At 69.0% G+C, this 23,299-nt stretch carries 27 protein-coding genes; 16 read left to right on the plus strand and 11 right to left on the minus strand.

Going from position 1 to position 23,299, the window contains the following annotated elements:
* Positions 1 to 110: 110 nt before the first annotated feature.
* Positions 111 to 1,250 (minus strand): hypothetical protein, encoded by a 1,140-nt coding sequence (locus tag IE302_RS21010; RefSeq protein ID WP_191256164.1) that lies wholly within the window; start codon positions 1,248 to 1,250, stop codon positions 111 to 113.
* A 383-nt stretch (positions 1,251 to 1,633) separates the two neighbouring features.
* Between IE302_RS21010 and IE302_RS21015 the strand changes: the two genes are divergently transcribed.
* A complete protein-coding gene (locus IE302_RS21015) occupies positions 1,634 to 2,107 on the plus strand; it encodes an RNA polymerase sigma factor (RefSeq protein ID WP_191256165.1) in 474 nt (157 codons plus the stop codon).
* Positions 2,108 to 2,122: 15 nt separating this feature from the next.
* Here the strand turns inward: IE302_RS21015 and IE302_RS21020 are convergent, their stop codons facing one another.
* Entirely contained in the window at positions 2,123 to 3,286 is a 1,164-nt protein-coding gene (locus tag IE302_RS21020; protein WP_191256166.1) for a pyridoxal phosphate-dependent aminotransferase, read from the minus strand.
* 29 nt (positions 3,287 to 3,315) lie between these two features.
* Here IE302_RS21020 and IE302_RS21025 point away from each other — a divergent pair, with 29 nt between their 5' ends.
* Positions 3,316 to 4,614, plus strand: a complete 1,299-nt coding sequence (locus IE302_RS21025; RefSeq protein WP_191256167.1) for a DUF445 domain-containing protein — start codon at positions 3,316 to 3,318, stop codon at positions 4,612 to 4,614.
* Positions 4,615 to 4,930: 316 nt separating this feature from the next.
* Here the strand turns inward: IE302_RS21025 and IE302_RS21030 are convergent, their stop codons facing one another.
* Positions 4,931 to 5,431, minus strand: coding sequence for a CGNR zinc finger domain-containing protein (locus IE302_RS21030; protein WP_191256168.1), 501 nt, complete (start codon positions 5,429 to 5,431; stop codon positions 4,931 to 4,933).
* 60 nt (positions 5,432 to 5,491) lie between these two features.
* Here IE302_RS21030 and IE302_RS21035 point away from each other — a divergent pair, with 60 nt between their 5' ends.
* From IE302_RS21035 to IE302_RS21045, 3 genes are read left to right on the plus strand one after another with little or no spacing between them, the layout of a single operon-like run.
* Positions 5,492 to 5,860 carry a VOC family protein gene (locus IE302_RS21035; RefSeq protein ID WP_191256169.1) on the plus strand — a complete coding sequence of 123 codons (369 nt, stop codon included), beginning with the start codon at positions 5,492 to 5,494 and terminating at the stop codon, positions 5,858 to 5,860.
* 33 nt (positions 5,861 to 5,893) lie between these two features.
* Complete coding sequence (locus tag IE302_RS21040) at positions 5,894 to 6,271, plus strand: TFIIB-type zinc ribbon-containing protein (protein ID WP_077241269.1); 378 nt, start codon at positions 5,894 to 5,896, stop codon at positions 6,269 to 6,271.
* A 2-nt stretch (positions 6,272 to 6,273) separates the two neighbouring features.
* Entirely contained in the window at positions 6,274 to 6,945 is a 672-nt protein-coding gene (locus IE302_RS21045; protein ID WP_191256170.1) for an AAA family ATPase, read from the plus strand.
* Here IE302_RS21045 and IE302_RS21050 read toward each other — a convergent pair.
* The gene (locus IE302_RS21050) at positions 6,907 to 8,040 is read right to left on the minus strand and encodes a methyltransferase domain-containing protein (RefSeq protein WP_191256171.1); all 1,134 of its coding nucleotides are present in this window, start codon (positions 8,038 to 8,040) and stop codon (positions 6,907 to 6,909) included. The genes IE302_RS21045 and IE302_RS21050 overlap by 39 nt on opposite strands.
* Positions 8,041 to 8,191: 151 nt before the next feature.
* Here IE302_RS21050 and IE302_RS21055 point away from each other — a divergent pair, with 151 nt between their 5' ends.
* The 6 genes from IE302_RS21055 (at position 8,192) to IE302_RS21080 (ending at position 13,002) form a co-directional block, all read left to right on the plus strand.
* On the plus strand, positions 8,192 to 8,614 hold the full coding sequence (locus IE302_RS21055; protein WP_191256323.1) for a helix-turn-helix domain-containing protein: 423 nt from the start codon (positions 8,192 to 8,194) through the stop codon (positions 8,612 to 8,614).
* The gene (locus tag IE302_RS21060) at positions 8,611 to 9,288 is read left to right on the plus strand and encodes a hypothetical protein (RefSeq protein WP_191256172.1); all 678 of its coding nucleotides are present in this window, start codon (positions 8,611 to 8,613) and stop codon (positions 9,286 to 9,288) included. The genes IE302_RS21055 and IE302_RS21060 overlap by 4 nt, the downstream gene beginning before the upstream one ends.
* 85 nt (positions 9,289 to 9,373) lie before the next feature.
* Positions 9,374 to 9,667: a DUF2516 family protein gene (locus IE302_RS21065; protein WP_191256173.1), complete on the plus strand. Its 294-nt coding sequence runs from the start codon at positions 9,374 to 9,376 to the stop codon at positions 9,665 to 9,667.
* Positions 9,668 to 9,680: 13 nt separating this feature from the next.
* A complete protein-coding gene (locus tag IE302_RS21070; protein ID WP_191256174.1) occupies positions 9,681 to 10,235 on the plus strand; it encodes a YbaK/EbsC family protein in 555 nt (184 codons plus the stop codon).
* Positions 10,232 to 11,653 (plus strand): aromatic amino acid lyase, encoded by a 1,422-nt coding sequence (locus IE302_RS21075; RefSeq protein WP_191256175.1) that lies wholly within the window; start codon positions 10,232 to 10,234, stop codon positions 11,651 to 11,653. Before IE302_RS21070 ends, IE302_RS21075 begins: the two co-directional genes overlap by 4 nt.
* Positions 11,654 to 11,841: 188 nt before the next feature.
* Entirely contained in the window at positions 11,842 to 13,002 is a 1,161-nt protein-coding gene (locus IE302_RS21080; protein WP_229907879.1) for a transporter, read from the plus strand.
* 7 nt (positions 13,003 to 13,009) lie between these two features.
* On the opposite strand, the gene IE302_RS21085 is transcribed toward IE302_RS21080, so the two are convergent.
* Positions 13,010 to 13,726: an ABC transporter permease gene (locus IE302_RS21085; RefSeq protein ID WP_191256177.1), complete on the minus strand. Its 717-nt coding sequence runs from the start codon at positions 13,724 to 13,726 to the stop codon at positions 13,010 to 13,012.
* On the minus strand, positions 13,723 to 14,409 hold the full coding sequence (locus tag IE302_RS21090) for an ABC transporter permease (protein ID WP_191256324.1): 687 nt from the start codon (positions 14,407 to 14,409) through the stop codon (positions 13,723 to 13,725). Before IE302_RS21090 ends, IE302_RS21085 begins: the two co-directional genes overlap by 4 nt.
* Positions 14,410 to 14,560: 151 nt before the next feature.
* Here IE302_RS21090 and IE302_RS21095 point away from each other — a divergent pair, with 151 nt between their 5' ends.
* The 3 genes from IE302_RS21095 (at position 14,561) to IE302_RS21105 (ending at position 17,177) form a co-directional block, all read left to right on the plus strand.
* A complete protein-coding gene (locus tag IE302_RS21095) occupies positions 14,561 to 15,481 on the plus strand; it encodes an ABC transporter substrate-binding protein (RefSeq protein WP_191256178.1) in 921 nt (306 codons plus the stop codon).
* Between the two features lie 162 nt (positions 15,482 to 15,643).
* Complete coding sequence (locus IE302_RS21100; RefSeq protein WP_093937924.1) at positions 15,644 to 16,078, plus strand: SRPBCC family protein; 435 nt, start codon at positions 15,644 to 15,646, stop codon at positions 16,076 to 16,078.
* A gap of 100 nt (positions 16,079 to 16,178) precedes the next feature.
* A complete protein-coding gene (locus IE302_RS21105; RefSeq protein ID WP_191256179.1) occupies positions 16,179 to 17,177 on the plus strand; it encodes an NADP-dependent oxidoreductase in 999 nt (332 codons plus the stop codon).
* 81 nt (positions 17,178 to 17,258) lie between these two features.
* Here IE302_RS21105 and IE302_RS21110 read toward each other — a convergent pair whose 3' ends face one another.
* The 5 genes from IE302_RS21110 to IE302_RS21130 form a co-directional block, all read right to left on the minus strand.
* Positions 17,259 to 17,888, minus strand: coding sequence for a pyridoxamine 5'-phosphate oxidase family protein (locus tag IE302_RS21110; protein WP_191256180.1), 630 nt, complete (start codon positions 17,886 to 17,888; stop codon positions 17,259 to 17,261).
* Between the two features lie 15 nt (positions 17,889 to 17,903).
* Entirely contained in the window at positions 17,904 to 18,788 is an 885-nt protein-coding gene (gene purU, locus IE302_RS21115) for a formyltetrahydrofolate deformylase (RefSeq protein ID WP_191256181.1), read from the minus strand.
* Positions 18,766 to 19,425, minus strand: a complete 660-nt coding sequence (locus IE302_RS21120) for a DedA family protein (RefSeq protein WP_191256182.1) — start codon at positions 19,423 to 19,425, stop codon at positions 18,766 to 18,768. The genes purU and IE302_RS21120 overlap by 23 nt, the downstream gene beginning before the upstream one ends.
* Positions 19,426 to 19,491: 66 nt before the next feature.
* Complete coding sequence (locus tag IE302_RS21125; protein WP_191256183.1) at positions 19,492 to 20,307, minus strand: class I SAM-dependent methyltransferase; 816 nt, start codon at positions 20,305 to 20,307, stop codon at positions 19,492 to 19,494.
* The gene (locus IE302_RS21130) at positions 20,289 to 20,786 is read right to left on the minus strand and encodes a DUF2505 domain-containing protein (protein ID WP_191256184.1); all 498 of its coding nucleotides are present in this window, start codon (positions 20,784 to 20,786) and stop codon (positions 20,289 to 20,291) included. Before IE302_RS21130 ends, IE302_RS21125 begins: the two co-directional genes overlap by 19 nt.
* A gap of 26 nt (positions 20,787 to 20,812) precedes the next feature.
* On the opposite strand from IE302_RS21130, the gene IE302_RS21135 reads away from it, so the two are divergent.
* Both IE302_RS21135 and IE302_RS21140 read left to right on the plus strand, forming a co-directional pair.
* On the plus strand, positions 20,813 to 21,877 hold the full coding sequence (locus IE302_RS21135; protein WP_191256185.1) for a UDP-N-acetylmuramate dehydrogenase: 1,065 nt from the start codon (positions 20,813 to 20,815) through the stop codon (positions 21,875 to 21,877).
* A 212-nt stretch (positions 21,878 to 22,089) separates the two neighbouring features.
* Positions 22,090 to 23,268 (plus strand): L,D-transpeptidase, encoded by a 1,179-nt coding sequence (locus IE302_RS21140; RefSeq protein ID WP_191256186.1) that lies wholly within the window; start codon positions 22,090 to 22,092, stop codon positions 23,266 to 23,268.
* Positions 23,269 to 23,299 lie beyond the last annotated feature (31 nt).

Genomic DNA, 23,299 nt, shown 5'->3' on the forward strand with positions numbered 1-23,299 from the left:
GCCTGAAAGAGGGGCAGGCGAAAACGGACTCAAGCCGGGGACTTCAGGGGACGCCGAAACCAGAAGTTGATCTTGGTTTGGACGTGGTTCTCCCCGGCGACCCGGTCAGGTCAGTCGGGGGAGGTGGCCGGAAGCGCGGCTTCCCGGCCGGTGCGCTCGCCTTCGTGGTCGCAGCCGGCTCCGATGAGTTTCAGCTGCGTGGCGGGCATTCCGGAGTCGAGCACGGCGAGCAGCCCGCGGCCGCCGCCGGAGTGGTCGTGCCCGGGCTGCGCGGTCGTCGTGGGCGCGACCGGGGTCGCCGGGGTGTTCGGCAGGCCACCGCCGCCGCCCGAGCCGCCGCCGTCCGGGGACGCGTGCGTGTCGGAAGCGGCGGGCGCGGCCGGTGCGGGCTTGGTGGCGGTCTTGACCTGGAGGGGCAGCGTGGCGACGCGGTGGTTCTGCACGGCGGGTGCCGGTGCGGGCGCCGTGACGGGGACGAACGGACGCGGGTCCGGGGTGTTCGGCGCGGGCTCGTTCGTCGTGGCCGTCTTGGCCGGGACGGCGATGGTCACCGAGCCGCCTGCCGAGTGACCCGATCCGCCGCCGAAGACGGGGTCGAGTATGTCGCCCGCGCCCGGCAGGATCCCCGGATCACCCGATCCGCAGCACGGACCCGGTTTCACGATCGGCTCGACGACGTGTTCGCTGATTCCGCCGACGACCCCGCCGACGGTTTCGAGTACCCCGCCGACCGTGTTCGAGACGAGATCCAGCACGCCGCCGATGAGGCCGCCCAGCAAACCGTTGGACGCCTGGGGCTTCGCGGTCTTCTTTTGCGGTTCCGGAGAAGAAGTCTTCGTCTCCTCGACGGAACTCGCGTTCGAAACGGCCTTTTCCTCGACGGCGTTCTCGGAGGACACGGGGCTCTCGGAAGACGAGGCCTCGGGCTCCTTGCTCGAAACGGGAGCGGGCTCTTCCTGGGGAGACGCGGCCTTGGGAGATTCGGTCTCCGGGGTTTCGGTGGCCTCAACGGGTTTCGTGGCCCCGGCCGTACCGGAGTCCGAAGTGGACTCGTTCGGAGTAGTCGATTTCCAGGATTCGGCCCCGTTCGCGGGCTGGACCACGGAGGTCTCCGGCGTCACGGGGGTCTGTTCGTCGGCCGAAGCCGGAGTGCTCAGGACGGCGCCGAGGAGCCAGCCCGTCAGCGCGAGCCCGCCCGCGAAAAGAATTCGCGCGCCGGACTTCCGGAAGGTGAGGCCGTGACGGGACACGACTGCCGCACCACTCACAGCAATCACCACCGTCCGCGCCTGAAACCCACGTTCTCCGCGTGAGTTCGATCTTTCTTGGGGTCTCTTCCGGTCAGGTCGCAGTTCCCCCGGGGCTGCACCAGTTTTAGCACCGGAGGGGAGTGTTTCACCTCAGCCGCCGCTGATCCAGCCCGTTAGGCGGAACGACGCAACCGGCTCCGGTGCATGGAGTACCGAAGTTGATCACTCTCGGTGTGTGCCCGGCGGCCATCCGGGCCCGGGTGGAACTACTCAAATCCGCGATGACCTGACCTTTTCAGGATCCCTGCTGCGGTGTGTGCCGTCGAAGTCGCGTTCGGTGATCGACGTGGCGGTCGCGGGCCGTCTGGAGAGGAGAGTCCGGGATGTGGGACGTGAAAGCGGTCTCGGCGGCGGTGCTCGGCGCGCTGAAGACCTATCGCCTGACCGAATCCGACGCCAGGGACGTCTGTCAGGACGCTTGGCTGGAACTGCTTCGCGCACCGGGCGCGCTACGCGACGAAGCGAAGCTCGCGGCTTGGCTGACGACCACCGCCAGGCGCCGCGCGCTCCGGATGATCACCAGGAACAGGCGCGAAACGCCGCGTCCGCTCCCGGACTCCGGGACGACTCCGGAGACCGAGGTCGTCCGCGCCGAACTCGCCCGCGCGCTCTGGGCGGCGGTCGATCTCCTGCCGGACGTCCACCGGCGGTTGATGTGGCTGCTCGCACACCGGCCGGAGCTGTCCTACACGCAGCTCGCGGGGGAGCTGGGGATCAGTCCGGCCAGTGTGGGCAGGCTGCGAAGACGGTGTCTGGACAGGCTCAGGCGCGCGCTCGAAAAGGGCGGCTGGGCGTGAAGGACATCGGACGAGTCACTGAAGTTTGCGCAATCGGGTGACCGCTTCGTCGATGACCTCATTGCGTTTGCAGAACGCGAAACGCAGCAGATGTTTCCACTCTTCCGGGTGATCGGTGAACACCTTTACGGGCACGGCCGCCACCCCCACCCGTTCGGGGAGCTGCCAGGCCAGTTCCGCGGCGTCGTCGAAGCCGAGCGGACGGACGTCGACGCAGATGAAGTACGTCCCCGCGGTCGGCCGGACCGCGAACCCGGCCTCCGCGAGACCCGCCGCGAGCCGGTCCCGCTTGCCCTGCAGGCTCACGCGCAGTTCCTCGGCCCAGGGCACTTCGTGGTCCAGCGCGTGGGCGACGGCCGGCTGGAGGGGGCCGCCCGAGACGAAGGTGATGAACTGCTTCGCCGCCTTCACCGCCGCGACCAGTTCCGAGCTCGCGCAGACCCAGCCGATCTTCCAGCCGGTGCAGTTGAACGTCTTGCCCGCGCTGGAGATCGAAACCGTCCGGTCGCGCATGCCGGGGAAGGTCGCGAGCGGGAAGTGCTCGGCGTCGTCGAAGACCAGGTGTTCGTACACCTCGTCGGTGATCGCGATCAGGTCGTGTTCGACGCAGAGCGCGGCGACGGCTTCCAGTTCGGCGCGCGTGAACACCGTGCCGGTCGGGTTGTGCGGCGAGTTGATCAGGATCGCCCTGGTCCGTTCGGTCACCGCGGCACGCAGGCCCTCGACGTCGAGGGCGAACCGGCCGTCGCGCTCCACCAGGCCGACGACACGCCGCTCCGCGCCCGCCATGGCGACCGCGGCGGCGTACGAGTCGTAATAGGGCTCGATGACGATGACCTCGTCGCCCGCCTGCGTCAGCGCGATCAGCGACGCCGCGATGGCCTCGGTGGCACCGGCGGTGACCAGGATCTCCGTGCCGGGGTCGTACTCGACGCCGTAGCGGAGCCGGTGGCGCGCGATCGCCGCGCGCAACTCCGGCCGCCCGGGACCCGGCGGGTACTGGTTCGCGCCCCCGAACAGCGCGTTCTTGGCGGCGTCGAGCATTCCGGCGGGCCCGTCGGTGTCGGGAAAACCCTGGCCGAGGTTGACGGCTTCGTGGCGGACGGCCAGTGCCGTCATCTCCGCGAAGATGGTCGAGGTGAAGGGCTGGAGGCGGGGTACGAGGACAGGTTCGCGCACGATCAGCCATCCTCACGGACAATGGCCGTGTGGAGCAACTGACGCCCGCCAAGGTGACCCCAGCCGATCCGCCAGGTGGAACCGCCGCCGAGGAGGAGAAGCGCCGCGGCCTGCGCAAGATGAAGCTGGTCGCGCTGTCGTTCCTGCTCGGCGCCACGGTGATCTTCCTGCTGACCAGCTGGGCCGAGGCCGCGGGCTGGCCGGACTGGGTCGGCTACGTCCGCGCCGCCGCCGAGGCCGGGATGGTCGGCGCGCTCGCCGACTGGTTCGCGGTGACGGCGCTGTTCCGGCATCCGCTGCGGATCAAGATCCCGCACACCGCGATCATCCCGAACAAGAAGGACGCGCTGGGCAGCAGCCTCGGTGACTTCGTCGGCTCGAACTTCCTGTCCGAGTCCGTGATCCGCGAGAAGCTGAGCCGGGTCGAGGTGTCCAAGCGGCTCGGTGGCTGGCTTTCGCAGCCCCGGAACGCCGAACGCGTGACGTCCGAACTAGCGACCGTCGTGCGGGCCGCGGTCAAGGTGCTCCGCGACGAAGACGTCCAGGCGATCATGGAACAGGCCGTGGTCAAGCGGATCGTGGACAAGCCGTGGGGGCCGCCGCTCGGCAAGATCCTGGAGGGCGTGTTCGCCGACGGGGCGCACCACAAGCTGGTGGACCTGATGTGCGACCGCGCCTACGAATGGGTGCGGGACAACCACACGACGATGCTGCGCGTGGTCTCGGACCGGGCGCCGAGCTGGTCGCCGAAGTTCGTCGACGAGATGCTCGCGGACAAGGTCTACGGCGAGGTGCTGTCCTTCGTGTGGGCGGTGAAGACCGACGTCAACCACCCGATGCGGCTGGCGCTGGACAAGTTCCTCGGCGAGTTCGCCCAGGACCTGCAGACCGACCCCGAGGTGATGGCGCGCGCCGAGCAGGTCAAGGCGCAGATGCTGGGGCACGACGAGGTGCAGAAGCTGATCGGCTCGGCGTGGGCGACGGCGAAGGAGATGCTGCTCAACGCCGCCGAAGACCCGTCGAGCGAGCTGCGGCGCCGCGTGCGCACCGGACTCGAGACCCTGGGCGGGCGGCTGGTCTCCGACGACCAGATCCGGTCCAAGGTGGACACCTGGGTGGAGGGCGCGGCGGCCTACGTCGTCACGCACTACTCCAAGGAGATCACCACGATCATCACCGACACCGTGGAGCGCTGGGACGCCGAGGAGACCTCGCGCAAGATCGAGCTCCAGGTGGGCCGGGACCTGCAGTTCATCCGGATCAACGGCACGGTGGTCGGCGCGCTCGCGGGCCTGGTCATCTACGCGGTCGCGCAGCTGCTCTTCTGAGCCTTCCGCATATACCACACTCCGGAGGGTTCACCGGGAGTTGTCCACAGGAAGTGGAGTCATCCCCAGGGTTATCCACAGCATTTCACGTCTTTGGCCTAACGCTGTGCACAACCCCTGGGGGTAACTCGGGGGTGGGTGACCCCAGAAGTTGTGGTCGTTCGGGCCAGGACGCTTGCCGGATGTCGCGTGCTTGGAGCCGGAACTCACGTGATTTAGGCCGGATCTCGCGTGCTTGGAGCCGTGACGTCCCCAAGCACGCGAGATCCGGCTCTGATCACGCGAGTGACGGGTTCAAGCACGCGGGTTCCGGCACTCAGGTCGAGACGTCCGCCGTCCGCGCCCGCCAGGCCCGCGCCTTCTCCCGGTTCCCGCACGCCCGCATCGAGCACCACGTCCTCGACCGGTTCCGCGATTCGTCGTAGAACGCCCACAGGCAGTCGTCCGCCGGGCAGATCTTGAGCCGGATCCACTCGCCGAGCACGGTCAGCCGGGTCGACGCCGCCAGCACCGCTTCTTTGACCGTTTCCGCGACCAGGAGCGGGCCTTCGGGGCCGAGGACGATGTCCGCCGGCGCGCGCAGGCCGAGCCGGGGCAGCCGCGGGTCGCCGATCGCCGCCCGCAGCGCGTCCCGGGTTTCGCGCGCGGCCACGGGGGTATCCGCCCGCAGCCGGTGATCCCGAGCCCAGCGTTGCCAGGTCTCCAGATCGTCCAGGAGGTCGGTGCCGCGTTCGACGTTCACCGTGTTCAGAAACTCGACCACCAGGGACGCGTCGGTGTTCACCTCGCCCAGTGTACGGGCGTGACCGGTTGTCATCGGCTCCGATAACCCGCATACTCACTTCACTGGTTACTCGATCATCTTGGAGGATGGACCATGGGTGCGGTACCGACCTTCGGCGCGGTGGCCCTCGACTGCCCGGACCCGGTCGCGCTGGCGGAGTTCTACCGCGAGCTGCTCGACTGGAAGGCGGCCGACGTCGCCGAAGACGGCCATTGGGTGACTCTCCGGAACCCGGAAGGCGGCGCGCGGTTCTCGTTCCAGCGCGTCCCGGACTACCGGCCGCCCGCGTGGCCGTCCGCCGAGAACCCGCAGCAGGCGCACGTCGATCTCGACGTCACCGACATGGAGGCCGCTCACGAGCGCGCGCTGGCCATCGGCGCGAAGCTGCTCGACGACTCCCCGGAGACGTTCCGGGTGTACGCGGATCCGGCCGGTCATCCGTTTTGCCTGTGCGCCTGCTGACCTCGGAGGCGAAAAATGCGTAACCTCTGATACGTGATTTGTCCGAAGTGCCAGAACGCCATGAAGACCGTCGACAAGAACGGCATCCACATCGACCAGTGTCAGGGATGCCGCGGCATCTTCCTGGACAGGGGCGAGCTGGAGGCCATCGCCGGTGCCGAGAACTCGTACTACGGCGGCCACCAGCCCCCGCCGTACCAGGGAGGTGGGCACGCGCCTGCGCCGCACTACGGCCGTCCGGACTCCCCGCGGCCGCATCGCGGCGGATACGCCGATTCACCGAAGGGCTACCGGGGCGGCTACGCCGACTCGCCCAAGGGGTACCGCGGCGGCTACGCGGACTCCCCGCACGGGTACGGCCACCACGGCAAGCGTCGCAAGGGCGGCTTCCTCGAAGGCCTCTTCGACTGACCGTGGTCCTCGATCTCAAGATCTGCCCGGCCTGCGGTGATCGCGCCGAACGGCCACGCGTCGAGAGCGGGCTGCTGGTGTGCGCGGAATGCGCGCACCGGTGGCCGTTCCGGCAGCTCCCGCTGTTCGCGCTGACCGGGCCGAGCGGGGCGGGCAAGTCGACGGTCGGGCCCCTGCTGGCGCGCCGTCTCGGCGATCTCGCGCTCGTGGTCGAGCAGGACGTGCTGTGGACCGGGGCGTTGCGCGACGACGTCCCCGGCCATCCCGCGTTCCGCTCGACCTGGCTGCGGATGGCGGCGATGCTGCACCAGAACGGCCGCCCGGTCGTGCTGTGCGGCACCGTCGCGCCGCCCGAGTTCGAGCGGCTGCCCGAGCGCGTCTTCTTCTCCGGCATCCACTATCTCGCGCTCGTCAGCGAGCCCGAAGCCCTGCGCAAGCGTTTGCTGGCGCGGCCGGCCTGGCGCGAGTGGGACGAGGAGCGGGTCGAGGAGATGCTGGAGTTCAACGAGTGGCTGCAGCGGGAAGCGCCCTCGATGGAACCGCCGGTCGAGCTGTTCGACACCACCCACCTCCCGGTGGACGCCGCCGTCGACCACGTCGAGACCTGGGTGCGCGGCCTGCTTTCAGGGCTGCGGCTATCCCAGGCACAGGGGCCAGGTGCGGCCGCCGGGTGAATCCAGCCAGAGCACCTGGTCCTCGCCGTCGAGGCTGAGCCCGAACCGGTCCCGCCACGGCTCACCTAAGTCCAGCCATTCCTCATAGGCGAGTTCGACGCTCTCCCACAGCCGCCGCGGTCCGCCTTCGGCCACCTCACAGCCGCGGCTCGTCTGCCGATGCCGTACCCATGAGCCGTCCGGATGGATCAGCGCGGTGTTCTTGCCGTCTCGCAGGGCTGTCACGCCCGGGAGCTGAAGCCCGGCGAAGAACTCGAAGCGGCTGCGAACTTCGGTGATCACTCCCATCGGCAGCGTCGTCGGCCGCCAGACGATGTCGCCTTCCGGCACCTTCGACGGCCTGAACCGGTGCGCGCGCAGCGGCATGAAGCGACCGTCGCGCGCCAGCACCCGCCCCTGGCCCGTCGCGCCTTCGCCCGCGACGATCCGGACCAGTCCACCGCCGATCGGCCGATTCAGCGTGGTGACGATCAGCCCGCCCGGCACCGTCTGCTCCAGCCACGCGGGCGGGATCGACGACACCGAGCAGGTGCAGATCACCCGGTCGTAGAGGACGCCGGCCGGGAAGCCGTCGGCACCGTCGGCCGCGGCGCACGAGGGCGCGTACCCGGCCTCCGCGAGCCGCTTGCGCGCGGCGTCGACCAGATCCGGGTCGATGTCCACTGTGGACACGAGCCCGGAGCCGAGCCGCTGGCACAGCAGGGCCGCGTTGTACCCGGTGCCCGTGCCGATCTCCAGTACGCGATGCCCGTCGGCGACCCGGAGCTCTTCGAGCATGATCGCCATGATCGTCGGCTGGCTGGACGAGCTCGTCGGCGTTCCCGGCTGCGCGCCGAGGTAGCGCGCCCGTTCCCAGAGCCCGGAATCGTCGTCGAGCTGGATGACCAGCACGTCCGGGGAGTAGACGCGGGCGAGCCACTCGTCGTCGCCGCTCTCGATCGCGGCCCAGCCGTTCGCCGCCGGGACGAAGAACCGCGGCAGGAAGACGTGCCTCGGCACGGTGCGGAACGCGGTGATCCAGCGAGCGTCGTGCAGGACGCCCTCGCCGAGCAGATGCTCGACCAGGCGCCGCCGCAGCCGCGTCGCGTTCGACATACCTCCACGGTAGCGGGGTGAGCACCGACACACCCGATGGTTGCAAGCAGAGTGCTTGCAATAGCTAGCACTCGCGCGTAGCGTTGAAGACGTCGCGAGGAGGTGACCGATGTCAGACACCAACCGGGATCAGCCCGCATCGGGCGGACCGATGGAGAAGGTCGCGGACATCGCTTCCGACATCGGCGAGTACATCCGCCAGCAGCGCAGCAACGCGAAGATCTCCTTGCGGCAGCTGTCGAAACTCGCCGGAGTGTCCAACCCCTACCTGAGCCAGATCGAGCGCGGGGTCCGCAAACCCAGCGCGGAGATCCTGCAGCAGATCGCCAAGGGCCTGCGTATCTCGGCCGAGGCGCTCTACGTGCAAGCGGGCATCCTCGATCTGCCCACGGGCGGCCCGGTCGGCGACGCGATCCGCGCCGACACCGAGCTGACCGAACGGCAGAAGCAGGTCCTGCTCGACGTCTACGAATCGTTCCGCCGCGAGAACGCCGCCGCGAGGCCGGAGAAGTCAACGCAGGCGGCGGACGCGAAACCCGAAGACCCAGCAGCCGAATCCAAGGAGTCAGCATGACCACGGCCACCAAGACCGAACGCAAGCACACCGCCCTCGACCAGGTCCGCACCCCGCTGCTGGCCGCGCTGGGCGCCGGCAACCTGGCGGGCCAGGCCGTCGTCGACGCCGTGTCGAAGGCCAAGGAGCGCGTCGTCGAGAGCGGCGAGGCCGCCCGCAAGAACATCGAGGAGCTTCCGCACGACGTCGAGGGTCTCCGCGAGAAGCTGGACCCGGCCGAGCTGCGCAAGGTCATCGACGAGTACACCGAAGCCGCGCTGAAGCTGTACAACAAGCTGGCCGAGTCCGGCGAGCAGGCGTGGGACAAGATCGCCGCGCAGCCGCAGGTCAAGAAGGCCATCGAGCAGCTCGAGGACGCGCTGAGCACCGCGCAGGACCGCGTCGAGGACGTGACCACCGACGCCCGTGAGCGCATCGACACCGTGCTCGGCAAGGTCACCAAGGGCACCCGCTCGGTGGGCGAGAAGACCGCCCGCAAGGTGACCGAGGTCGCGGGCGAGATCGCCGACGAGGTCGAGGAGATCGGCGACGACCTCGCGCACGAGACCCGCTCGGCTTCGCGCAAGGTCGCCAACAAGACCGCGCCGAAGACCACGTCGCCCGCCGCGCGCCGCACCACCACCAGCGCGGCCGCGAAGAAGCCGGCCAACGCGCCGAAGACGACCGAGAAGTAAAGGTCCACGCGAACTCCCGGGCCCCTGGCACCGCTTCGGCGCCAGGGGCCCGGGGCATTCGCCCGGTTTGACGTAAGCTGGTTTCGTGTTCGTTGCCAACTGGATCCTCTTCGCCATCCATTGGGGCGGCGCGCTGACGGGGCTGTTCGCCTTCGTGCACGCGCTGCTCCAGCGCTCGGACGCGTATTCGGCCGCCGATCGGAAGACCAAGCCCATCTGGATGCTCATCACCGGTGGGTCCACCGTCGTGATGACCTTGTTCCAGTTCTACGGCGGCGGCATGATCCTGTGGCTGCCCGCGCTGGTCGCGGTCCTGGTCTACCTCGTGGACGTCCGGCCCAAGCTCATCGAGGTGCAACGCGGCGGCCGCAACTGGTGATTAGGGTGGCGGGGTGACCACCTGGACCATCGCCGGAAGCCTCACCGTCGTCCCCGCCCCGTCGCGCACGGACCTGCTCGCCGAGCCCGTCGCCAAGGCACTCGCCGCCCTGTCCGATCCCGACGCCCTCGGCGTCGCCGAGATCGACGCCGAACTCGCCGACACCGCCGCCTTCTGCGAGGCGTACGGCTCCCCGCTTTCCGCGTCCGCGAACTGCGTCGTCGTCGCCGGCAAACGTGCCGGTGAGGTCCGCTTCGCCGCCGCCCTGATCCTCGCCACCACCCGCGCCGACGTGAACGGGGTGATCAAACGCCGTCTCGACGTCCGCAAGGCGTCCTTCGCCCCGATGGACGAGGCCGTCTCGATCACCGGCATGGAGTACGGCGGCATCACGCCCGTCGGCCTGCCCGAATCGTGGCCGATCCTGATCGACCGGCGCGTCGCCGACGAGCCCGAACTGATCATCGGCAGCGGGATCCGCGGCAGCAAGCTGCTGATCTCGGGTTCGGCGCTCGCGTCGCTGCCCGGGGCCGAGGTCATCGACGACCTCGCGCGCCCCGTCGAGTGAGGCTGTCCACAAAGGACTTCGAACCGGCTTCGGCCTTCGATGCCGAAGTCGTCGAGATCGACCCCGCGTTGCTGGCGAGGCTCGGTGAAAACCGCGCCCGCGTCCTCGACGCGCTGACCGATCGTCCCGTTTACGGCGTGAACACCGGCATGGGGCGGCTCGCCGGGGTCGCGGTGGACGCGACGGCCGCCCACCAGCGGAATCTGCTGGTCGGCCGTGCCGTCGGCGGCCCGCCCTGGCTCTCGCCCGGCGAGGTGCGCTGGCTCCTGCTGGTGCGCCTGCGGGATCTGCTCGCGCCGGAGGCGGGCGCGAGCCCGGAGCTGGTGACGTTCCTCGTCGACAGGCTGAACGAAGGGTTCACGCCCGCCGTGCCGAGGACCGGGCTGGGCAGTGCCGGCGAGATCATCCCGCTGGCGCACGCCTTCCAGACCTTTCTCGGTGTCGGGACCGTGCTGGTGGACGGCGTCGAGACGCCCGCGTCCGAGGTGCTCGCGAAGCCGTACGAGCCGGGCCTCAAGGAAGGCGCGATCCTCATCCAGGGCTCGCCGCTGGCCGAGACGCTCGCCGCCTTCGCGCTCGCCGAGGTCCGGCGGCTCGTGGCCCTCCAGACGCTGGCCGCGGCGATCGCGGTCGACGTTCTCGGTGCGCCGCGAGCGATCTACCGTCCTGTCATGGCCGGGGACGACCGGGTTCTCCGTGCGGTCCTGGTCGAGCTGGGCGAGCTGATCGACGGCTCCGCCGAACGGCGGGATGTCGTGCAGGCGCCCGTTTCCGTCCGGGTCGCCCCGCGCGCGATCGCGCACCTGACGAGAGTCGCCGACGATCTGGACGCGGTCCTGCGGCGCTCGATGCCGACCGACTCGCCGGCCTTCCTGGACGGCGAGTTCGTGTCCACGACGGGTTTCCACGCCGTCGAACTCGGGCTGCGGATGGACGCGGTGTCGGCGGCGCTGGCGCATCTCGGCGAGGTGAGCGTCCAGCGGGCGCACCGGCTGCTGGACAAGCGGTTCAGCGGTCTGCCCGCGCAACTGACGCCCGCTCCGGGGCCGTACGCGGGGTTGGTGCCGTTGCACAAACGCGCGGTGGGGGAGCTGCACGCGTTGCGGCGGCTGACCACGCCCGCGACGTTGGGCTCCCTCGACACTTCCGCCGGGCAGGAGGACGTGCAGGCGTTCGCGTGGGCGGCGGGCAATCAGCTCCGCGACGCCTGTGCGCGGATGTTCGCCATCACCGCCTGCGACCTGATCACGGGTTCGCAGGCGCGGTGGCTGGCCTCCGGTCAGGGGGCACCCGGGCTTCGAGCGGCTTATGAGCGGCTGCGGGAGTTGGTGCCGCCGGTGGCGGAGGATCGGTCATTGGGGCCGGAAGTGACTGCTCTCGTCGCCGCGTTTTCGGCCGGGGGATTTGGGCCGTTCTGACGACGATCCCGACGGCGGTGCTCCCTTAATCTTGGCGTCCACATTATTTTCGGAAATGGGGACCCATGAATCGTCGAAGACCTTGTCGTGCCGCGCTCATCCTCTCTGTTCTGGCCCTGTTCGCCGCCTCGACAGTTACTGTGGCGCAAGGCGCCGCCTTCGCGACACCCTTGGAGATACTGCGGGAGTTGCCACTGTCGGAGAATCTCCCGCCGGACGCGGACCTGCGGACGGCGAAACCCGTTTCGCCCCCGGAAACGGCCGAACAGACCCTGGAAGATATCAACGAACCCAAGCCGATCACTTTCGACGAATGTTCTCCCAGCCGGCCGGATCCGTTGATCGGGTATCTCAAAAATCGGTTTTCCACCTGTCAGATCACCAATCTGCGCTATCAGCGTTACGCCTGCCCCGAATCGACCTGTCCGGTCGTCGCCGAGTTGAACGCGCGGGTGTTCGTCATCCGGAACATGGAGCCCGGGCGGCGCGGTGTCGTCATCGGGCACCGGGTGGGCATCGGCTCTCACACCGGCCTGCCGGACACCGCCCGTCTCGGCGTCGGCATGACATGCGCCGCGAAGAACCCGGGCGGGACCGTGGACTGCGACGCGCCCGAAACCCGGATCACGAAGAGCCTCGCGGACTGGAAGGCCCAGTCCATCGAGTACGCCAGGTTCACGATGCGCGGTGAGGACGTCCCGAATCCCGCGGATCCGCCGCAGATCCAGGCCGAGAAACGCACTTGGTACCAGCTGGGCCGGTTCCTGTTCCTCGAGGGCGAGACCGGCAAGCTGGACGCGCCGCCCCTCTCGTCCACCGCGCGGTGCGACGAGGCCGACTACGTCAAAGGAAGCATGTGCGTCTTCCCGATGACACCCATGTTCCTCCTCGATGTCCGCGAGCCGACCATCGCGGACTACGCCCGGCTGGTGTCCGACGCGTTCCATGGCGGCGTCGAAAAGACGTATCCCGGGCTGGCCGAGGGGCGGTACTACGCGGGGAACGTGTCCAAATGCTGTGGCAGGCGCACTTATCCGCTCACGCGGATCCACTACGACCAGGCGACTCGAAACGCCAACAACGCTGTCGCCAGGAGGTTCTGCGCGGCGCGGTGGGGTCCGGAGTGGCACACCGGCCCGGACGGGACGGCCCTCGAATGCGCCGTGTACCCGTTCAACGGCACGCTGGACGGGGCGGCGATCTCACCGGACACCGCCGAAGGCCCGTCGTTCACCGTGAAGCCGGTGATCGAGCCCGTCTACCAGGCGACGGAGCGGACCGTGAACGGCTTCCTCGCTCAGCACCGCATTCTCGACGGTGACCAGTACTGGGTCTGGTTACGCGAATAACGCGAGATCAGGTCCGGGCGTCCGCGCGGGACTGGATCGCCAGCCCGCGCGGCGTCACCCAGCGTGTGATGAGCGCGAAAACGCCCTCGCACACCAACGCCAGTGCGACCACGGCGATACCACCCGCCAGGATCTCGCCGTGGCCCGGATCCCCGAGCGCGAAACCGTCCACAATGTACCGTCCGAGCCCACCGCCGTCGTTGACGATCGCGCCGATCGCGACGGTCGCCACCAGTTGCAGGAAAGCGACGCGGGCACCCGCGAGGATGACCGGCGACGCGAGCGGCAACTCCAGGCGCAGCATGATCTGCCACTCCCGGTAGCCGGTTCCGCGCGCGGCGTCGACGGTTTCCTGCTCCAGCTGGATGACGCCCGCGTAGGTGTTGGTGAACAACGGCGGCAGCGCCAGCGCCACCAACGCGAGCATCAGCGGCCAGAACGTCGTGTCGGCTTCGAGCCGGGAAGCCAGGAACCAGAACAGGATCACCAGCCCGAAGCTGGGGATCGCGCGGCCGATGTTCACCGCGCTCGTCGCGAGGAACTGCGCGCGGCGGTAGTGCGCGAGCCACAACGCGGCCGGGATCGTCAGCACGGCCGAGATCGCCAACGCCAGCAAGGAGAACTGAAGGTGCTCGACGGTCCGGTACGGCACGCCCGCCGGGTCGGTCCAGCTCCAGCGGTTCGGTTCGCCGAACCACTCGATGGTCTGGTCGATGATGCTCATCGCGACGCCGCCTTCCGCGACCACGGCGCGAGTGCGCGCCCACCGAGCCACAGCAGCAGATCCACCACCACGGCGAGCACCACGGAAAGCACGACGCCGACGATGATCGACGTCGGGTTCGGCGTCGCGGTCTGGATCCCGTTGCGGATGAAGTATCCGAGCCCGCCCTTGCCGAGCATGGAAGTCACCGTCACGAGCCCGATCGTGGTCACCGCCGCGACGCGCAGCCCCGCGATCACCACCGGCAGCGCGAGCGGCAGCTCGACCTGCCACAGCAGCCGCGCGCGCGTGAAACCCATGCCTATCGCGGCTTCGCGGACTTCCTTGGGTACCTGCTCGACACCGGTGACGATGTTGCGGATGAGGATCAGCAACGTGTACGTCGCCAACGGGATGACTGCGGTGGTGAAGGACGTCAGGCCGGTGAAGGGCACCAGTACGGCGAAGGCACCGAGGCTCGGGATGACGTACAGCGAACCGGCCGTGCCCAGCGCGAGGGCGTAGAACCACCGGCGACGCAGCGAAACCACGGAAACACCGATCGACACCACCAGGCCGATGGCGAGCGCCGCCGCGGTGAGCGTGACGTGCTCGCCGAGCCGCTCGAAGATCTCGTCGAGGTTGCGGTCCACCCACCGCCACTCGAACAGCGGCCGCCCGCCCTGGGCGGGTACGGGGAACACGGAGGATGCTCGCACCGGCCGACCTTACCCCGTTCGGGCGGTGCGATTCCGTTCTCTGGGAGCGCACGGGGCGGAACTCTCAAAATGTGGATTCTGTCGTGACCCGGAGATACTGTCCATTCCTCTGAACGAGTCATAGGAGTGTGTGCACGTGCGCTGGACACGGAATGTTCGAGTGGGCGCGGTGCTCGCCGCCGCCGTCCTCGGTATGACCGCCTGCGGGGGTGGCGACGACGCGGCGGCCCCGGCCGCGCAGAGCAAGGGCGGGGCGCCGATCGTCGTCGCCTCCTTCAACTTCACCGACAGCCTGATCCTCGCCGAGCTGTACGCGAACGCCTTGGAGGCCAAGGGCTACCCGATCACCCGCAAGCTGAACCTCGGTTCGCGCGAGCTGATCTACCCGGCGCTGAAGTCCGGCGAACTCCAGTTCATCCCGGAGTACCAGGGCGCCGCCATCACCACCGGTTTCGGTAAGGAAGCCGCGAAGGACGCGGCCGGCGAGCACGAGCAGCTCAAGAAGCTGTTCGAGCCCGACGGCATCGGCCTGCTGGACTACTCGCCGGCGGAGGACAAGAACACCTACATCGTGAAGGCCGACCTCGCCAAGGAGAAGGGCCTCGCGAAGATCAGCGACCTGTCCAAGGTCGACAACGTCATCGTCGCGGGCGGGCCGGAGTGCGAGAAGCGGCTTCCCTGCTTCAAGGGCTTCACCGACGTCTACAAGCTGAAGGCGACTTTCCAGACCGTGCAGGAGGCGGGCCCGCGGGTCGAGCAGCTGCGGTCCGGCAAGGTCACCGTCATCCCGGTCGACTCGGTGAGCCCGCTGGTGGGCGACCCGCAGTTCGTGGCACTGGAGGACGACCTCGCCATCGTGCCGACCGAGAACGTCGTGCCCGCGGTGAACAAGAAGGTCCTCGACGAGCGCGGCGCCGACTTCGCGGCCGCCGTCAACGCCGTGAGCAAGGCCCTCGACACCGTGCAGCTGCGTGAGCTGAACAAGCGCGTCGACTCGGACGGCGAGAAGGCGGCCGACGTCGCGAAGGACTGGCTGAAGGAGAAGTCCCTCATCTGAGGTCCTCCGCAAGTGAGATGAAGGGGCCTTTCATTGCAAAATTTGCGATGAAAGGCCCCTTCATTGCGGCCGGGGCAGGAGCGGGACGGGGGCGCTCGTTCCTCTCGCGAGCAGCGGTGGAATCGTGGACGCTGTCTTGCAACACGGGTGAAAGGGAGTGGGATGGGAAAGGTCACGGCCATCGCGGAGCGCACCATCGAAGCGCCGGCGGACAAGGTCAGGGCGCTCGTCGCGGACTACGCCGAAACCCGACCGAAGCTGCTGACCGAGCACTACCGCGACTACGAGGTCACCGAAGGCGGTGTCGGCGCGGGCACGAAGGCGAGCTGGAAGCTGCAGGCGACGTCGAAGCGCGTGCGGGACGTCGCCGCGACGGTCACCGAGCCGTCCGAGGGCACTCTCGTCGAGACCGACGCGAACTCCAGCATGGTCACCACGTGGACCGTGCGTGAGGTGCCGGACGGCAGCCTCGTCCGCATCGAGACGTCTTGGGACGGCGCGGGCGGCATCGGCGGCTTCTTCGAGAAGACCTTCGCGCCCGGTGGGCTCAAGCGGATCTACGAGGGAGTGCTCGGCAAGCTCGCCGAGGTCGTGTAGCGCTCACCACAATCGGAATGGTCGCCCCGGTTAGCCCGTTGTACCGGACATGGATACGGGGCGATCGCCCCGCTTCGGCTACAGACTTTGGAGTTACCTCGTGAACGCAACCGAGATCCGGCTCGCCTCCCGTCCGCACGGTGTCCCGACGCTGGAGAATTTCGAGATCGCCGACGTCGAGATCCCGGTGCCGGGCGAGGGGCAGATCCTGGTCCGCAACCAGGTGCTGAGCGTGGATCCGTACATGCGCGGCCGGATGAGCGACGCGAAGTCCTACGCCGAGCCGTACGAGGTCGGCAAGGTCATGCACGGCGGCGCCGTCGGTGAAGTGCTCGAGTCCACCGTGGACGGTTTCGAGCCGGGCGACATCGTGCTGCACGGCCTCGGCTGGCGTTCGCACGCCGTCGTCGACGCCAAGCACGCGGTGAAGATCGACCCCGACGCCGCGCCGGTCACGGCGTACCTGGGCGTTCTCGGCATGACCGGGCTCACCGCGTACGCCGGTCTGCTCGACGTCGCCGAGTTCAAGGAGGGCGACACCGTCTTCGTGTCCGGCGCGGCGGGCGCCGTCGGGTCCGTCGTCGGCCAGCTCGCGAAGCTGAAGGGCGCGAAGCGGGTCATCGGCAGCGCGGGCACGGACGACAAGGTCAAGTGGCTGACCGACGAACTGGGCTTCGACGCGGCGTTCAACTACAAGGACGCCCCGGTCATCGAGCAGCTGCGCGCGGCGGCGCCCGAGGGCATCGACGTGTACTTCGACAACGTCGGCGGCGAGCACCTCGAAGCGGCCATCGACTCGATCAACCTGCACGGCCGGATGGCGATCTGCGGGATGATCTCGGTCTACAACAACACCGAACCGGCCGCGGCGCCGCGCAACCTCGCGTCGATCATCGCGAAGCGGTTCACCATGCGCGGAATGCTCGTGGGCGACCACTTCGCGCTCCAGCCGCAGTTCGTCAAGGAGGTCGCGCCGCTGGTGTCCTCCGGCGAGCTCAAGTACTCCGAGACCATTGTGGACGGTATCCGCAACGCGCCGCAGGCTTTTCTGGACCTGCTGGGCGGAGCGAACACCGGCAAGATGCTGGTTCGCGTCTGACCCGCTCCCCGCGTGCAATGAAGGGGCCTTTCATAGCAAAATTTGCTATGAAAGGCCCCTTCATTGCACGCGCGCGGGCGCTCAGTACTGCGTGGTGAGGGCGCCTTCGGTCAGGGCGGCGTCCAGAGCCTCGGCCGTCACGTCCAGCTTCATCTGGTCCCGGAAGATCTGCCCCGCGGTCGGCAGGCTGGAGCGCTCCGGCCAGGTGTCCGGCTTCCACAGCGAAGACCGCAGGAAAGCCTTGGCGCAGTGCATGTACAGCTCTTCGACCTCGATCAGGATCGCCAGCGCGGGCCGTTTGCCCTTGACCACGAGGTCGTCGAAGAACGGCGCGTCGGCGACCAGTTTCGCGCGGCCGTTGATCCGCAGCGTCTCGTTCATGCCCGGCACGATGAACAGCAGTCCGGCGTGCGGGTTCTCGATGATGTTGGTCTGGCTGTCGAGCAGCTTGTTGCCCGGCCGGTCCGCCAGCACCAGGGTGTTGTCGTCGAGCACCTTCACCGAACCCGCCGGGTCGCCACGCGGGGAGACGTCGCAGGTCCCGTCGGACGACGCCGTCGCCAGCAGGTAGAAGGGCGAGTGTTCGATCAGCGTCCGCGCGTGCTGATCGACGAAGGGGAGGATCTTCCCCTTGGTCCGTTCGGCCGGGTGGCCCAGGTGCTCACGGAGCGCGTCGAGAGTCTCGATCGTTTTGATCTCTGAAGTCCCCATGAGCTCAGTGAATCATCAGAAGACGACGGTTCGGTTACCGTGCACCAGCACGCGGCCCTCCAGATGCCACCGCAGCCCGCGCGCCAGCGTCACCTTCTCGATGTCGCGGCCCTTGCGGACCATGTCCTCGACCGAGTCGCCGTGGTCGACCCGGATGACGTCCTGGTCGACGATCGGGCCCGCGTCGAGGTCGGCGGTGACGTAGTGGCAGGTCGCGCCGATGAGTTTCACCCCGCGCGCGTGGGCCTGGTGGTACGGCCGCGCGCCGACGAACGACGGCAGGAAGCTGTGGTGGATGTTGAGCGCCCGCCCGGCCCAGGCCTCGCACAGTTCCGCGGGCAGGACCTGCATGAACCGGGCGAGGACGACGGCGTGCGGGTCGTGTTCGTCGACCAGTTTCCGCACCTCGGCGAAGGCGGACGCCTTGGCTTCCGCGTCGCCGGCGGGGAACGGGACGTGGTGGAACGGGATGCCGTGGGCGCGGGTGATGTCGCCCAGCGAAGCGTGGTTGCCGATGACGGCGGCGACGTCGACGTCCAGTTCCCCGGACGCGACGCGGCCGAGGAGGTCGTAGAGGCAGTGACCGGCCTTGGAGACGAGGATCACGGCGCGACGTCGCTCACCCGTGTCGGTCACCTGCCAGCTCGACTCGGCCGAAAGCGAGTTCGCGACCTCGGCGAAGCGCGTGCGGAGTTCGGTGGCGTCGAACGGGAGCGAGTCGGCGCGGACGACCTGGCGGGTGAAGAACCAGCCGGTGTCGGGGTCCGTGTGATACGCCGCTTCGACGATCCAGCCGCCGTGTTCGGCGAGGAAACCCGAGATCCGGGCGATGATGCCGGTGCGGTCGGGGCAGCCGAAGGAGATCACGTAGCGACGTTCAGGGTTCGACACGGACTCCATTGTCGCTGCTCTCGGCCGCCGCGCGGCGCCGGGTCAGGATGCGGACGCGGACCCGCCGCCCGATCTCGATCGACGCGACCAGCAGCAGGCCGATCGCGAAGGACAGCAGAAGGCCCTTCTCCGGTTCGTCCGCGAAGGTCGCTCCGCCGATGAGCCCGATCAGGACGCTGTACACCGCCCAGATGGCGGCGCCGAGGGCGTCGAGCAGGACGAACTTGCGCGGCGGGTAGCCGAGACTGCCGTTGGCGAGGCCGCTCGCGACCCGGCCGCCGGGCAGGTAGCGGGCGGCGAGGATCAGCAGGACGGCGTTGCGCCGCACCTGGATCTTCGCCCATTCGTAGCGCCGGACCCCGTCCGGACCGCGCTGGAGGCGGGCGAGCGCCCGCGGGCCCGCCGCGGCGCCGACGGTGTAGCCGAGGCAGTCGCCCAGCCAGGCCCCGAGCGCGGCGACCAGCGCGAGCAGCGCCAGCTGCGGGAAGTCCGGGCCGATCAGGACGGCGACGGTGATGACGGTCGTCTCGCTCGGCATGAACGGCAGGAGCGCGTCCAACCCGGACACGAGGAACACGATCACCCACAGCCAGGGTGATCCCAGGGTGCCCCGAAGCAGTTCGGTGACGTACTCCAGCAGTTCCACGGTTCCATGGTGATCACCGCAGGTCGCTACGGGGTGACGGAGTGGGGTGCTGGCGATGAATTCCCGCTAAGGGACCAGTCCGCGGTCACTCGGCGCGACCGCGGACCAGGGCACGGTCAGCTCGCCGAGCCGCCAGCGCGAAGGCCGGTTCAGCACCGGCCAGCCCCGGCCGGTGAGCAGGTGCACGGTATGCGCCCAGCGGGCACGGACGCCGAAGTTCTGATGCGGCGCCGCCGTCGCCCAGCAGACGTCCAGTGCGGACAGTAGTTCGTGGACCCGCTCGCCGGGGACGTTGCGGTGGATGAGGGCCTTCGGCAGTCGTTCGGCCACTGTGGACGGACGCTCCAGGCTGGCGAGATGGACCGATAGGGTGAGCGTGCGCGGTCCGTCGTGCCCGACCGCGACCCAGGTGCTCAGCCGTCCGATCTCGTCGCAGGTCCCTTCGACCAGGAGCCCGCCGGGCGCCATCGCGTCCAGCATCAGCGACCAGGCCCCCGGGACCTCGGCCTCGTCGTATTGCCGCAGCACGTTGAACGCGCGGACCAGCACCGGCCGCGTCCCGGCCAGTTCGAAGCCGCCGCGCCGGAAGTCGAGCCACGGCTTGTCGACGCGCGCCTGCGCGACGGCGACGCGTTCGGCGTCGATCTCCAGGCCGAGCACCCGGACGTCGCGGCGGACGGATCGCAGCCACCGCGCCATCTCCACGGTGGTCACCGGGGAGGCGCCGTAACCGAGGTCGACCACCAGCGGTTCGTCCGCGCGGCGCAGCAGCCGGGTCACACCCGCGTCGCTCGCGAGCCACCGGTCGACGCGGCGCAGCCGGTTCGGGTTGGTCGTCCCGCGTGTCGGTGCCCCGACCGGCTTCAGCGCTCGGCCAGCCACTTCGCGACGAACTCCGCCTCGCGCTCCAGCAGTTTGGTGACCTGTTCGGCGATCACGCCCTCCAGCTTCCCGCCGACGAACGGGATCCGCACCTTGACCGTGCCGCTGTTCACCAGCGTCGTCCGCTCGCCTTCGTCGGTCAGGGACGTTTTCGCGGTGATCTCGCCGGGCACGCCCGACACCGCCGCGGTCGCCGTGCCGGTGTATCCCGCTCCGGAGGCCTTCCAGGTCTGCTCGCGTTCGACGATCAGGTCGCCCCGGTGCAGCGTCCGCACGGCGGACGGGAGCTTGTCCGAGCTGATGCCCTGGCGCAGCTTGTAGCGCACGCCGTCCCCATCCGGGACGTACTCCAGCAACTCCGCGTCGTCGCCGCCGATCTGCTCCAGCCTGGCCCGGAGCGCCGGCTCGCCGGCGACCGCGTCGAACGTGGTCGCGAGGTCTGCGGAGAACGCTGAGCGGTGCTCGATACGGGAGGCCATGGCGCCAGACAGTACCGTTCACGGGCGTGAGCACTGCCGAAACTCCCACCCAGCACGCCGCCCTCGCCGACCACACCACGCTGCGCCTCGGCGGCCCGGCGCGGCGGTTCGCCGAGGCGAAGACCGTGCAGGCCCTGGTCGACGCGGTCCGCGAAGCCGACGAGGCGGGCGAGCCGGTCCTGCTGCTCGGCGGCGGCTCGAACCTCGTCGTCGCCGACGGCGGCTTCGAGGGCGCGGTGCTGAAGGTCGGCAACACCGGCTGGACCCGTGACGGGGATCTCGTCGAGGTAGCGGCGGGGCAGAACTGGGACGGGTTCGTCGCGGAGCTGGTCGCCGAGGGCGTCGGCGGGCTCGAATGCCTCTCCGGGATCCCCGGTTCGGTCGGCGCGACGCCGATCCAGAACGTCGGCGCGTACGGCTGCGAGGTGGCCGAGTCCCTGGTCTCGGTCGACCTCTACGACCGCGCCGCCCGCGAGATCCGCACGCTGACCGCCGAAGAGCTCGGCTTCGGCTACCGCACGTCGATCCTGAAGGGGACTGACGCGGGTGTGGTGCTGACAGTGCGCTTCAAGGTCACCGAAGACGGCCTCTCGGCCCCGATCCGCTACGCCGAGCTCGCGCGCACGCTCGGCGTCGAGATCGGCGACCGGGTCCCGGCGGCCGAAGCGCGCGAAGCGGTCCTCGGCCTGCGTCGCGGCAAGGGCATGGTGCTGGACGCGGACGATCACGACACGTGGAGCGCGGGCTCCTTCTTCACCAACCCGATCATCGGGGAGGCCCAGCTGGCGAAGGTGCTGGCAGGGATCGTCGACGTCGTGGGCGAGGACGTGCGCGTGCCGCAGTACCCGGCGCCCGGCGGCACGAAGCTGTCCGCGGCGTGGCTGATCGAGCGGGCGGGGTTCGGGAAGGGCCACGAGGGGCCCGGCGGCAGGGTCTCGCTGTCGACGAAGCACACGCTCGCGCTCACCAACCGGGGCAAGGCGTCCACGGAGGACCTTCTCGCTCTGGCGCGCGAAGTGCGCGACGGCGTCGAGGCCCGCTTCGGTGTTTCGCTGCACCCGGAGCCTCTGCTCATCAACTGCTCGCTCTAGCCCTCCCCGCATTTCGTCCTCTGAATGCGGTAGTTGGCGACACGAACTACCGCATTCAGAGGACGAAATGCGAAGAGTGAACAACCCCACGCCACCTCCGTGCGTCTATCACTCCGAGGGGCGAGGGTGAGATCCGTCGCCGCGGGTAACGTCGGAGAGGTCCCCAGCGCTGGGCGGGTAGAAGCTCGCGGGGGGCCAATGGGAGGTACACGGTGATCGAACGGCGCACGGTGTTCAAGGCCGCGCTCGCCGCGGGGGCGGCCATGCTGGCGGCCGCCTGCTCCAGCGAAGAAGGCGGCAACGCCAAGCCGGAAGGCAGCAGCGGCGGCGGGGAGCAGGAAGCCGCGCCGGTAGCCAAGATCACCGCCGAGCCCGCCGCCGACGCCAAGGACGCCTCCGTGGTGACCCCGGTCGTCGTGAAGGTCGCCGACGGCAAGCTCACCGAGGTCAAGGTCACCGGCGAAGGCGGCAAGGACGTCAAGGGCGAGCTGGCCGCGGACGGGCTCACCTGGACCAGCTCCGAGGTCCTCGGCTACGGCAAGACGTACACCTACGCCGCGAAGGCCACCGGCAGCGACAACAAGCCCGCCGAACTCAAGGGCTCCTTCACCACGGTCAAGCCCGCCAAGGAGGTCCGCGCCACGCTGAACCCGGCCGACGACGCCGAGGTCGGCGTCGCGATGCCGATCAGCGTGAAGTTCGCGTCCGCGGTCAAGGACAAGGCGGCCGCCGAGAAGGCGCTCAAGGTCAAGACCGACAAGGACGTCGAGGGCTCCTGGGGCTGGCTGTCGGACACCCAGGTCGACTGGCGGCCCAAGGAGTACTGGCCCGCCAACATCACGGTCAACGTCGAGGCCAAGCTCTACGGCGTCGCGCTCGGCGGCGGCGCGTACGGCAAGGCCGACGTCACCACCAAGTTCAAGATCGGCCGCAACCAGGTGGTCAAGGTCAACACCCCGGACCACACGATGAAGGTCTACCGCGGCGGCGCCGAGTCGGCGAGCTACCCGTGCTCGAACGGGCTCGACGGCGACGTCCAGCGGAACACCCCCAACGGCACCTTCATCGTGATGACGAAGGAGCCGACGGCGCGGTTCGACAACGCGCGCTACGGCTACACCAACGTCAACAAGAAGTGGGCCTGCCGGATCTCGAACAACGGCGAGTACATCCACGAGAACCAGGACAACGCGTCGAACATCGGCAAGGCCAACACCTCGCACGGCTGCGTGAACCTGCTCGAAGCGGACGCGAAGAAGTACTTCGACTCGGCGCTCATCGGCGACCCGGTCGAGATCACCGGGTCCAAACTGGGCAGCCCGACCAAATCGGACGTCAAGAACTGGTTCTACGACTGGAAGTCCTGGAAGGCCCTGTCCGCGATCAAGTAGCCGTCGCCCCGCGCCCCCCCCCCCCCCCCCC

It is taken from the genome of Amycolatopsis oliviviridis, assembly GCF_014654365.1.
GTDB classification, from domain to species: Bacteria; Actinomycetota; Actinomycetes; order Mycobacteriales; family Pseudonocardiaceae; genus Amycolatopsis; species Amycolatopsis oliviviridis.